The sequence below is a fragment of the Jiella sp. M17.18 genome (assembly GCF_041027365.1).
Classification (GTDB): Bacteria; Pseudomonadota; Alphaproteobacteria; order Rhizobiales; family Rhizobiaceae; genus VKMB-3413.
Window position 1 is genome coordinate 237,249 of the sequence record NZ_JBFTEH010000004.1, and the last position, 12,137, is coordinate 249,385.

General features: G+C 70.1%; 7 protein-coding genes. 3 read left to right on the forward strand and 4 right to left on the reverse strand.

All coding sequences use genetic code 11. The features are described from left to right. Positions 1-719 precede the first annotated feature (719 nt). Entirely contained in the window at positions 720-3,953 is a 3,234-nt protein-coding gene (gene uvrB / locus AB5S17_RS10015) for an excinuclease ABC subunit UvrB (RefSeq protein WP_369238790.1), read from the reverse strand. Between the two features lie 255 nt (positions 3,954-4,208). On the opposite strand from uvrB, the gene AB5S17_RS10020 reads away from it, so the two are divergent. The 3 genes from AB5S17_RS10020 to AB5S17_RS10030 all read left to right on the forward strand — a co-directional run bounded on the left by AB5S17_RS10020 (position 4,209) and on the right by AB5S17_RS10030 (position 7,608). Then, complete coding sequence (locus AB5S17_RS10020) at positions 4,209-5,759, forward strand: tyrosinase family protein (RefSeq protein ID WP_369238792.1); 1,551 nt, start codon at positions 4,209-4,211, stop codon at positions 5,757-5,759. A 13-nt stretch (positions 5,760-5,772) separates the two neighbouring features. After that, entirely contained in the window at positions 5,773-6,594 is an 822-nt protein-coding gene (locus tag AB5S17_RS10025) for a DUF2182 domain-containing protein (RefSeq protein WP_369238794.1), read from the forward strand. Positions 6,595-7,065: 471 nt separating this feature from the next. Further along, a complete protein-coding gene (locus AB5S17_RS10030) occupies positions 7,066-7,608 on the forward strand; it encodes a DUF1097 domain-containing protein (RefSeq protein ID WP_369238796.1) in 543 nt (180 codons plus the stop codon). Between the two features lie 126 nt (positions 7,609-7,734). Here AB5S17_RS10030 and AB5S17_RS10035 read toward each other — a convergent pair whose 3' ends face one another. The 3 genes from AB5S17_RS10035 to AB5S17_RS10045 all read right to left on the reverse strand — a co-directional run bounded on the left by AB5S17_RS10035 (position 7,735) and on the right by AB5S17_RS10045 (position 11,887). Further along, positions 7,735-9,978: a molybdopterin cofactor-binding domain-containing protein gene (locus AB5S17_RS10035; RefSeq protein WP_369238798.1), complete on the reverse strand. Its 2,244-nt coding sequence runs from the start codon at positions 9,976-9,978 to the stop codon at positions 7,735-7,737. Next, positions 9,975-10,469 carry a (2Fe-2S)-binding protein gene (locus AB5S17_RS10040; protein ID WP_369238800.1) on the reverse strand — a complete coding sequence of 165 codons (495 nt, stop codon included), beginning with the start codon at positions 10,467-10,469 and terminating at the stop codon, positions 9,975-9,977. Before AB5S17_RS10040 ends, AB5S17_RS10035 begins: the two co-directional genes overlap by 4 nt. 119 nt (positions 10,470-10,588) lie before the next feature. Then, entirely contained in the window at positions 10,589-11,887 is a 1,299-nt protein-coding gene (locus AB5S17_RS10045; protein WP_369238802.1) for a cytochrome c, read from the reverse strand. Between the last annotated feature and the right edge of the window lie 250 nt (positions 11,888-12,137).

Sequence of the window (12,137 nt, forward strand, 5' to 3'; positions counted from 1 at the left end):
GCACGTCTTCTCGGCCGAGGTGGCGCGGAGGGTGCCCCGTGCCGTGGCGCAACGTAGGGGGAGGGAGGCGGGTCGGATTGGGAGGCTGAGGGGGGATGCTCCCGGCCAAGCGCCACCTTTCAACGCAGCGCTGGAGGACGAGGCTATGCCACCCATGCCTCGTCATCCTCGCGCGAAGCGCGGGGATCCATGCCGCGATGGTGGGGAGGGCGGCGCTTATGAGGAAGCAGCGCACGTCCTCCTGCGGAGCGGTGGTGGCGGCGCGGAGGCATGGATCCCCGGCCTGCGGCCGAGGATGACGAAGCGGAGGGGGAGGCGGCTCGCCGTGTGGCGAAGCGGGGAGGGAAGCACGTCTTCTCGGCCGAGGTGGCGCGGAGGGTGGCCCGTGCCTTGGCGCAACGGAGGGGGAGGGCGCCTGGTCGGATTGGGGGGCTGAAGGGGGATGCTCCCGGCCAAGCGCCACCTTTCAACGCAGCGCTGCAGGACGAGGCGATGCCACCTATGCCTCGTCATCCTCGCGCGGAGCGCGGGGATCCATGCCGCGATGGTGGGGAGGGCGGCGCGCATGAGGAACGGGTGCGTGTCCTCGTGCGGAGCGGCGGTGGCGGCGCAGCGGCATGGATCCCCGGCCTGCGGCCGAGGATGACGAAGCGGAGGAGGAGGCGGCTCGTCCTGCAATGGCGGAGAGGCGATGCCCCTCCTCGCACCGAGCGGACGCCCTACCGCCCCGGCCGCCCCGTCTTCGTCGGCCGCCGCTTGCGCTTCTGCTCCCCCTCGTCCTCGTAGGACCCGCGGCCGATGCGTTCGCGGCGGATCGGGGCGGGGGAGTCGTCGGGGGCAGAGCGCGGCGCGTCCCCCTCTGTCCTGCCGGACATCTCCCCCGCAGGGGGGGAGATCGGCTGGGTTGCGGGCGCCGGCTTCTTCGGCGGGGTCTTGCCGGTGGGCTTTTCGGTGCGGCCGACGGTCATTTCGTCGAGCGTGTTCTTGCGGAACAGCGAGGGGCGATTCGGGACGGCGGTGTCGGTGCCGGGGCCCATGTCGTCGAGCGACGGCTTGCGGAACAGCGAGGCGGGGGCGGCCGCGTCGCCGCTGCCGCGGGGCTTCAGGGGCTCGCCGCGGGGGCCGAAGCGGGCGGGCTCGGCGGACTGGCGGTCGCGCTTGGCTTGTCTGCCGTATTTGGACTTGCCGGTGACGGGGGAGATCAGCTCCTCCTCCAGCTCGGCGGCGGCGGCGAGGGTGTCGGGGGTGGCGGCATCGGCGGATCGGTCGGACGCGCCGCGCTTGGCCCCCCTCATCCCCCTGCCGGGACCTTCTCCCCGGGGGGGAGAAGAAGCAGCGTCGGCGCCTTCGCCCCAACCGGTGCCGTCGGTGTGGCCGGCATCCGGTCCGAATTCCAGTTCCTTGGCCTGGAGCTTCTTGATCTCGTCGCGCAGGCGGGCGGCGGTTTCGAAGTCGAGGTCGGCGGCGGCGTCGCGCATCTGCTTTTCCAGCGCCTCGAGATGGGCGCGCAGATTGTTGCCGACGAGGGCGCCGGCGTCGGCGAGGCCCTGGACGTCGACCCGGACGTGGTCCTTCTCGTAATAGGAGTCGAGGATGTCGGCGATCTTCGCCTTGACCGATTGCGGCGTGATGCCGTGCTCGGCGTTGAACGCCTCCTGCTTCTCGCGGCGCCGGTTGGTCTCAGCGATGGCGCGCTCCATCGAGCCGGTGACCTGGTCGCCGTAGAGGATGACCTTGCCGTCGACATTGCGCGCGGCGCGGCCGATCGTCTGGATCAGCGAGGTCTCGGAGCGCAGGAACCCCTCCTTGTCGGCGTCGAGGATGGCGACGAGGCCGCATTCCGGGATGTCGAGGCCCTCGCGGAGCAGGTTGATGCCGACCAGCACGTCGAAGGCGCCGAGGCGCAGGTCCCGGATGATCTCGATGCGCTCCAGCGTGTCGATGTCGGAGTGCATGTAGCGCACGCGCACGCCCTGCTCGTGGAGATATTCGGTGAGGTCCTCGGCCATGCGCTTGGTCAGGACGGTGACGAGCACGCGGTAGCCCTTCGCGACGGTCTCGCGGATTTCCCCCAGAAGATCGTCGACCTGGCTGCGGGCGGGGCGCACCTCGACCGGGGGATCGGTGAGGCCGGTCGGGCGGATCACCTGCTCGGCGAAGACGCCGCCGGACTCCTCCAGCTCCCACGGGCCGGGGGTGGCGGAGACGGCGACCGTCTGCGGCCGCATGGCGTTCCACTCCTCGAAGCGCAGCGGGCGGTTGTCCATGCAGGAGGGCAGGCGGAAGCCGTATTCGGCGAGCGTCGCCTTGCGGCGGAAGTCGCCGCGATACATCGCGCCGATCTGCGGGATGGTGACGTGGCTCTCGTCGATGAAGACCAGGGCGTTGTCCGGCAGGTATTCGAACAGCGTCGGCGGCGGGTCGCCGGGGCGGCGGCCGGTGAGGTAGCGCGAATAGTTCTCGATGCCGTTGCACGAGCCCGTCGCCTCGATCATCTCGATGTCGAAGCGGGTGCGCTGTTCGAGGCGCTGCGCCTCCAGGAGGCGGCCGGCGCGCTCCAGCTCGGCGAGGCGCAGGCGCAGCTCCTCCTTGATCGACTTCACCGCCTGCTGCAGCGTCGGGCGCGGCGTGACGTAGTGGGAATTGGCGTAGATCTTCACCGATTTGAGGTTGTCGGTCTTCTGGCCGGTCAGCGGGTCGAACTCGTGGATCGCCTCGATCTCGTCGCCGAACAGCGAGATGCGCCAGGCGCGGTCTTCCAGATGGGCGGGGAAGATCTCGATCGTGTCGCCGCGGACGCGGAAGGAGCCGCGGGTAAAGTCCATGTCGCGGCGCTTGTACTGCTGGGCGACGAGGTCGGCGAGGAGCTGGCGCTGGTCGAGCCGGTCGCCGACCGCCATCTGGAAGGTCATCGCCGTATAGGTCTCGACCGAGCCGATACCGTAGATGCAGGAGACCGAGGCGACGATGATGACGTCGTCGCGCTCGAGCAGCGCGCGGGTCGCGGCATGGCGCATCCGGTCGATCTGCTCGTTGATCGAGGATTCCTTCTCGATATAGGTGTCCGAGCGCGGGACGTAGGCCTCCGGCTGGTAGTAGTCGTAGTAGGAGACGAAGTACTCCACCGCGTTGTCCGGGAAGAACGCCTTGAACTCGCCGTAGAGCTGGGCCGCCAGCGTCTTGTTCGGCGCGAGGATCAGCGCCGGGCGCTGCGTGCGCTCGATGACGTTGGCGACGGTGAAGGTCTTGCCGGAGCCGGTGACGCCGAGCAGCACCTGCGTCTGGTCGTGGTCGGCGATGCCGGCGACGAGATCGGCGATGGCGGTCGGCTGGTCGCCCTGCGGGGTGTAGTCCGAGGCGATCTTCAGCGGCACGCCGCCTTCGGACTTTTCCGGCCGGGCCGGGCGGTGCGGCACCCAAAGCTCGCCGTTCTTGTGCAAGGGGTTGCCCGAGGCGATGAGGTCCTGCAGCGCCTGCACCGTCGCGGTGACGCCGCCCTGCGGCAGGCCCTTGGCGTCCTCGAGGCTGATGTCGAGCCCGGCGACCGGGTTGAGGCCGGCCGCGGCGCGCTGCTTCGGGTCGGTGGTGCCGCCCATCGAGGTGCCGCGCGCCGACTTCATCGGGCGCTTCGGACCGTTCACCTCGGCGAGCGATTTCCGCGACTTGGTGGCCGGCTTGTCCGCGTCTCCCCGGCGCGCCTCAGGCGCGTCCCGGTGCCCGCGGTCCGGCATGGCTTCGGCGTCCGCCGTCTTCTCGGCATCGGTCTCGGCAGCGCGGGCGATCTCGTCGGCCCAGCCGGAAACGGGGCCGGAGAACGCCTCCGACGCGTCGAAGGACGCCTGCGGCGCCTCCTCAAAGCCGCTGCCGGGGCCGCGCCCGGCGGGCCGGATCGGCTCGGCCGCGTCGGTGAAGTCGGTGATCGGGCTGCGGCGGGATTTCTTCGGGGGAGCCATGGCGGAACATATAGAGACCACGGGGCGGGGATGGAAGCGGGGCCGACGGGACTCTTCGTCCCGCCGCGGCCGGGCGCGGCCGACTGCCGGGCGGCGGGCGGGGGCGTCCAACCGGTGCGGCTCGTCATCGGCCGCCGCCGGTTCGTCTCCGCGGCGAAGCGCGGGCGTCGGACGGCAACCACAACTCCATATTGCAAGCCTGCCGCGAACGGCGTAATCTTCCGCAGCGTCAATTGGGCCAGGGAGGCGACAGCGGTGGTCACGCGCAGGAACGTCTACGCACTCGGCGGCGATTGGGCCGAGCCGATCCTCTGGTACGCCCGGGGCGTCGCCGCCATGAAGGCGCGTCCGCTCGCCGAGCCGACCAGCTGGCGCTTCTACGGCGCGATCCACGGTTTCGACTCCGACCTCTGGCAGCAACTCGGCTATCTCGATCCGAACGATCCGCTGCCGAGCGATCCGCTCGTCCAGGAGTTCTGGCGGCAGTGCCAGCACGGCAGCTGGTACTTCCTGCCCTGGCATCGCGGTTACCTCATCGCCTTCGAGGCCAATGTCCGCGCCGCGATCGCCGATCTCGGCGGCCCGGCGGCGTGGGCGCTGCCGTACTGGAACTATTTCGGCACCGGCCAGTCGGCTTTGCCGCCGGCCTTCGCCTCGCCGGACTGGCCCGACGGGCAGGGCGACAATCCCCTGTTCGTGTCGCAGCGCTATGGTCCGAACAACGACGGCAATGTCTTCGTGCCGATCGACGGGGTGAATCTCGACGCGCTCGGCGATCCCGAGTTCGAGGGAACGGCGAGCGGCGGTAGTACCGGCTTCGGCGGCGTCGATACGGGCTTCTCGCACGGGGGCAATGTCTTCGGCGGGCTGGAGTCGCAGCCCCACAACAACGTCCATGTTCTGGTCGGCGGTGCCGATCCGCAGGCGCCCGGCCTGCTGGGCCTGATGACGGACCCGGATACCGCGGGCCTCGATCCGATCTTTTGGCTGCATCACGCCAATATCGACCGGCTGTGGGCGTCCTGGCGCCGGGATCCGCAGCATGTCGACCCGAACAGTCCGAACTGGGTGGACGGGCCGGCCAGGATCGGCGAACGGGCGTTCTCCATGCCGATGCCCGGGGGCGAGACCTATGATTACACGCCGGGCGAGATGTCGGATCTCGCCGCCCTCGGCTATGACTATGACGACCTGACGCCCGGCGCGGCGGCGCCGCAGCCGGTGCCGCCGGCACAGCGTCTGGCGCGGCTCGGCATCGCCCCGCAGGCGGCCGCGGCAATGGTGGGAGCACGGCAGGTGGCACAGGCGCAAACGGTCGAAATGGTGGGGGCGAACGACCACCCCATGTCGCTGTCGGGCGGCGACATGCAGACCAGCGTGAAGCTCGACGACGGCATGCGCAGCAAGGTGGTGACGAGCTTTGCCGCGGCGGCCGCGCCGGGCGCATCGCCGTCCGCACCGGACCGGATGTTCCTCAACCTCGAAAATGTGACCGGGGTCGCCGACGCGACGACGCTGAAGGTCTATCTCGGGCTGCCGGAAGGCGCCGATCCCGCCGATCATCCCGACCATCTCGCGGGCAGCGTGTCGCTGTTCGGGGTGCGCAAGGCGACGGTGGGCGAAGGGGAGCATGCCGGGCAGGGCCTGACTTTCGTCCTCGAGGTCACCAAGATCGTCGACGCGATGCATCTCGCCAACCGGTTCGACGCCGAGCAGCTGCCGGTGCGGATCGTGCCGATGAACCCGGTGCCGGACGCCGCGAAGGTCAGCATCGGCCGCGTCAGCCTGTTCCGCCAGGGCGGCTGACCGGATCCGGCCGATGACCCGCGCGGGCCGCGAACGGCTGACGGTCCAGCTGCCGCTCTGGCTGATCGCGGCGGTGGCCTGGGCCGGCATGGTCGCCGCGGCGAGCGGCGTCGCGCTTCCGGCGATCTGCTCGGTCGCTTCGGCCTCGGCCGCGTCTCCCTTCGCGGTGACGGTCACGCTGCCCACCCGGGCATCGCTCGACCTCGCCTTGGCGCTCAACCCGCCGGCAGGCCTGCTCGCCGGCTTCGCGCTGATGCTCGCAGGCATGATGGCTCCGCTTCTGGGGGCGCCGCTGCGCCATGTGCGCGACCGGAGCTTTCCGCGTCGGCGGACGAGGGCCGTCGGGCTTTTTCTCGCCGGCTACGGCGCGGTCTGGGTGCAGGCCGGCATTGTCCTTCTCGCGCTGACGCTGGGCGTGCGACTGGTGCTTCCGGCATCGATGCTGCCGTTGCTGGCCGGGCTCGTCGGGGCCTTCGTCTGGCAGGCATCGCCGGCCAAGCAGCGCTGTCTCAACCGCTGCCACGCCGCGGTCCCGCTGGCGCCCTTCGGCCGCACGGCCGACCTGTCCGTCCTTCGGTACGGTGTGGTGCATGGCCTGTGGTGCATCGGCGCATGCTGGGCGCTGATGCTGCTGCCGCTCCTGGCAACCGGCGGCCATCTCGCAGTCATGGCCGCCGTCTCGCTCTGGCTGCTCGCCGAGCGGCTCGAGGGGCCGCAGCCGCCGCGCTGGCGGCTTCGCGTGCCTGCCAAGGCTCTCCTGCTCGCGACCACGGCCCTACGTCCGCGCGGGCAGGGACCACGGCCGGGCGGGGCCGCCTTCAGCCGAGGTCGGTGAGCCGCGGCTTCAGAGCCTCGATCAGCCAACCGTCCGCCGACCCGCAGTCGTCCGGCCGCCTCCGCTGCGGTCGGCGGCAGTTCAGCCCGGGCGGGGAGGCCGAGGCGCCTCGCCCCGTCGGCTCGGCACTGTCGGCGGCCTCGACGGCGGAGGCGCCCACCGGCGCCGCGGGATAGCGAGAGCATTTTCAGTGAAGGCCGGATCGGCTTCCGCGCTCGGACAATGCGAAAGACAAGACGACAGAGCGTTCTCGGTGAACTCACGCTCGCCGGAAACGCTCTAGCGTATTCCGCAGGGTGAATGCGGTGCAGCAGGCCTTTGTTGTGACGACACAAGAATCCGCCTTCTTATTCCTTCAAAATTTGCTAAAATGTCGCACCCCCGAAAGGAAGAAATGTCCTGTCGCCAGATCAGCGGCAGGAATGGGCACCTGTTTGCTTCCGGCTCCTGGGGTGCTTGGGAGGAAATGACATGCCACTTCTGACTGCTCTCGCCATCAGCATCGGCGTCCTCGGCGGCCTCGCGACCTGGGCCTTCGTCGGGCCGGCGGCCGGCGTCGGCCTGCAGATCTGGGCGGCCTTCGTCGCCTGGGCGGCCTTCTACCACTCCGGCGGCAAGACGGCCGCCCTGCGCAGCAACGTCCCCGCCCACATTCTCGGCGCCGTGATCGGCTGGCTGGCCCTGGTCGGCACGACCAGCCTCGCCGGCCGGCTCGGAGTCCCGGCCGCGGCGGGCATCTGCGTCGCGATCGGCGCGGCGGCCATGGTCTTCGCGGCCAACCTGCCGATGTTCGCCTCGATCCCGTCGAGCGTCTACGGCTTCGCCTGCGTCGCCGCCTATGCGCTGCTCGCGAACAAGCTCGGCACGCTCTATGCCGGCAACATCGTCGACAACCCGCTGATCAACATCGTCGCCTCGATGGTGATCGGCTCGGTGCTCGGCTACCTCTCGGAGGCGATCGGCGTGGCGCTCAGCCGGCCGACCCCGACGCCGAAGGCGCCCGCAAGGGCCTGAGCCGCAGCGACGCGCCGCGGCCGGGGCACGAACCCCGGGCGCGGACAGGGCCGACCCGTCGGCAACGGGCGGAACCGGGCGCGCGCGAAACCTGCGCCCGGCGTCCGGCTGCCCGGTTCGCGAAGCCTACGCTTCCAGCGTCCGGCGGATCTTCTCCGGCGACAGCGGCAGGTCGCGGATGCGCTTGCCGGTGGCGTCGGCGAAGCTGTTGGCGATCGCCGCGGCGGTGGGCCCTTGCGAGCCTTCTCCCGTGCCGAGGAAGGGCTCGCCCGGCCGGTCGACGATGTGCACCTCGACGGCGCCCGGCACCGCCGGGAAGCGCAGGATCGGATAGCTCGCCCAGTCGCGGCTAAGGATCTCCTGCGTGGAGTAGTCGACCTCCTCGTAGAGCGTCCAGCTGGCCGACTGGACGATGCCACCCTCGGTCTGGTTGCGGATGCCGTCGGGATTGACCGCCTCGCCGCTGTCGGTGGCCGCGACCGCGCGCAGGATGCGCACGTGGCCGGCCTCGCGCTCGACCTCCATCTCCAGCGCGATGGCGCAGTAGACAGCGAGGTTCTTGTAGCGGGCATAGGCGAAGCCGCGGCCGTGGCCGGGCCCCTTGCGCTGCCAGTCCTTCCAGCCGAACTTCTCGGCGGCGAGGTTGATGACGTCGCGGCCGCGGGGGTCGGTGAGGTTCTGCAGCCGGAACTCGACGGGGTCGATCTTCGCTGCCAGCGCCAGCTCGTCCATGAAGCTTTCGAGCGAGAAGACGTTCATGTAGGCGCCGAGCGAGCGCATCGCCGATGCCCTGAGCGGCATCTGGGCGATGAAGTGCTTGGTGACGCGCGAGTTCGGGAAGTCGTAGCCGGGCACGGCGTTGCGGTCGCCGCCGCCGGCCGGCTGCGGAATCGGGTCGGGATAGGGCGCCTGGAACGGCTTGGCGATGAGGTTGGCCGCAAGCAGGCTGCCGGCCGGGCCGGGGCGCGTGGTGTGCGGCGTCGACCAGACGTCGTACACCCAGTCGGTGATCTTGCCGGAGCCGTCGAGCGTCGCGCTCGCCTCGACTACCATGGCGGAGCCGTAGGGCTCCCAGCGGTGCTCCTGCTCGCGCATCCACTGCACGCGCACGGGCGTTCCGGGGATCTTGGTGGCCAGCAGCGCCGCGTCGGCGGCGGCGTCGTCGGCGCCGTTGTGGCCGTAGCAGCCGGCGCCTTCCATGTGGATGACCCGCACCTTGTCCTGCGGCATGCCGACCATTTCGGCGATGGCGTCGCGGTCGGGATAGGCGCCCTGGGTATGGCTCCAGACGGTCAGCTGGTCGCCGTCGAGATGGCCGACGGCGCAGGACGGGCCGATCGAGCCGTGCAGCTGGTAAGGGCGGTGATAGGCGGCCTTCACCGCCGTGCCGCCACGCCCCGCGCCGACCTGGCCCTTGTCCTGGATCACCGTGTCGTGCGACGGCAGCCCCTTCAGGACGGCGTAGATCTCGTCCTTCTTCGGCAGCGCGATGCCGCCGCTCCAGCTCGCCGAGGCATCGAGGGCGTTCATCGCCCGGATTGCCTGGTATTCGCCCTTGGCGAGAACCGCGAGGTAGTTGCCGTCGCGCACGACCTTGACGACGCCGGGCATGCCCTCGGCCTTGGCCGTGTCGACCCTGGTCAGCTGCGCGCCGTAGACAGGCGGGCGAACGACGCGCGCATGCACCATGCCGGGCAGGCGCAGGTCCTGGACATAGGCGACGGCGCCGGTGAGCTTGCCTGGGATGTCGACGCGTGGGACCGACTTGCCGATGATGGTGTTCTGCTTCGGGTCCTTCAGCGGCGAGTGCGGCCGCGCCTTGACGTGCAGCACGTCCGGTCCGACCAGCTTGCCGTAGCTGAGCGTCTTGCCGCCGCCGGAGACGACGCCGTTCTCGACGGTCAGCTGGGTCGCCGGCATGCCCAGCTGCTCGGCAGCGCGGGCGACGAGGATGGCCCGCACCTGCGCCGCGGCGTTCATGATCGCGGTGCCGCTCTCGGACATGGAGTGGCTGGCGGCGGTGTAGCCCTCGTTCGGAGTCTCGCCGGTATCGGCGGTGTGGAGCACGATGCGTTTCAGGTCGACGTCGAGCTGTTCGGCGGCGACCTGGATCAGCGCCGTCTTGATGCCCTGGCCGAGCTCCGCCTTGCCGGTGAAGACGGCGATCGAGTCGTCCTCGCCGATGCGGATCCAGGCGTCGAGATACGGCGTGTCGGAGAGGCTGCCGGGCAGCTTGCCGGTGCCGGAGACCTTCGCCTCGGTCTTCTGCGCCTCGGCGAGGCGCGGCGACAGCGAGAAGGCGAGGACGAGTGCGCCGCCGGCGCTGAGCAGCGAGCGGCGCGACATGGACGGGCCGGCAAAGGCGTTCATGTGGCGCTCCTTTCGGCGAGGGCGGCTTCGTCGGCAGGCGGCTTGCCGGCGGCGCGCCGCGCGGCACGCAGGATGCGCATATGCGTACCGCAGCGGCAGAGATTGGTGTTGAGGTGCTCGCGGATCTCCTCCTCGCTCGGAGAGGGGTTCTCGTTCAGCATGCCCTGCGTGCGCATGATCATCCCGGGGATGCAGTACCCGCACTGGGCCGCCTGCTCTTCGATGAACGCCGCCTGCACCGGGCCGGGATTGTCGATCGTCCCGAGGCCTTCGAGCGTCGTCACCTTGCGACCTTCGATCGCGGCGAGCGGCGTCAGGCAGGAGAAGATCGCCTGGCCGTCGAGCAGCACGGTGCAAGCGCCGCATTGGCCGAGGCCGCAGCCGAACTTGGCGCCGTTCAACTCCAGCTCGTTGCGCAGGACATAGAGCAGCGGCGTGTCGGGGGCGGTCTCGGTCGAGACCGGCTTGTCGTTGACGGTGAACTTGGTCATCTCGGTCGTCCTCCTCGCGGCTGCGGACGTGATCCGATCGGACCAGATCGCCTTGCCGCGGCATCCCTTTGGTATCGCACGGCCTTCCGCAAAGACCGCTTCACGGTTTCCGGATCTGGTCAGCTCTGCGGCTGCGCTTCGGCGGCGAGCGCGGTCTTGCGCACGCTCGAGATCGTGTCCTTCAGATCGTCCCAGGGCTTCAGCCCGGCCTTGGCCTGGCGCAGGTAGTCGGCGAGTGCGGTCAGCTGTCCGTCCGTGAGCGAGCCGGCGAGCGGCGGCATGAACGGTCCGGCGCGGCCTTCCGGGGGCTGCACGCCGGCAAGGACGAAGTTCACGAAGTTGCGGCCCGAGGCCTCGTGCAGCGCGCTGCTGTCGGCAAGGTTCAGCCCCTCGGAATAGCGCGATGGGCTCGCCTGCTCGTGGCAGCGGGCGCAGAGGCCGGCATAAATCGCGGCGCCCTGGCCGGACTGGCCGCTGGAGCCGGACGCCGCGGCGGACGCCTGCGCGTTCGCCGGCTGTGCGTTGCCCTGCCGCATGCCGGGATGGATGTAGGCGACGATGGCATCAACGTCGCTCTGGGGCACTTCCGACAGGTTCTGCGCGACCGGCTGCATCGGGCCGGCTGCGACGCCGTGGTCCTTGGCATAGCGGCCGGTGAGGTAGTCCTTCAGGGCCGTCTGGGTCCAGGCCTTCGGCGCCGGCATGGCGTTGCCGGCGATGGCGGGCGCAGTCCATCCCTCGGCCTCGCCGCCCTCGAGAAAGTCGTCGCGTTTTTCCGCCTGCAGGACGTTGCGCGGCGTGTGGCAGGCGCCGCAATGGCCGAGGCCCTGTACGAGATAGGCGCCGTGGTTGACCTGATCGCTGGCCTTGGCGTCCGGCTGGAAGCGACCGGGGTGGAAGAACAGCAGCTTCCAGCCGGCGAGCACCGGCCGCCAGTTCAGCGGGAAGGGCAGGTCGTTGTCGCGCGCCGCCTTCTTCACCGGCGTGCGGGTCATGAAGAAGGCGTAGAGCGCCTTGACGTCGGGGTCCGAGAGCTTGGTGAAGTGGGTGTAGGGGAAGGCGGGGTAGAGGTGGTCGCCCTCGCGGTCGAGGCCCTGCCGCATGGCGCGGGCGAAGGCGGCTTCCGACCAACGGCCGATGCCGGTGTCGGCGTCGGGCGTGATGTTGGTGGAGTAGATCGTGCCGAAGCTCGTCTCTAGACCGTAGCCGCCGGCATAGGGGGCACCGCCCTTCACCGTGTGGCAGGTGTTGCAGTCGCCGAGGCGGGCGAGTTCGGCGCCGTGTTTCACCTCCGCCTGCTGGAAGCTGGCCGGCGCCGGCGGCTGGATCGCCGCGATGGCCGATGGGCTCAGCGCATAGCCCAAGGCCGCCGCCGCCAGGATGACGATCACGGCGACGATCCCGAATACAACTTTCATGCGATGCCGGTGCCCCTTAAACCACTGGCGGAACAGAGGCTTGCCCTGTCCGCTCGCGGCGTAAGGATAGGCGCGAACGGATCGCGGGAAAGGTGCAGAGGACAGCCCGAGGGCTTCCGGGTCGGTGGACGGCTATCGGCCGGATGATGAAGACAGGGCAGCGTGCTTCGGCGATGGAGGCTCGCAAGGAAGCTGCCGATCGGCGCGGCTTGCGCGGCGCCTGATCGTCTTCTTTGCGCTGAGTGGCGGA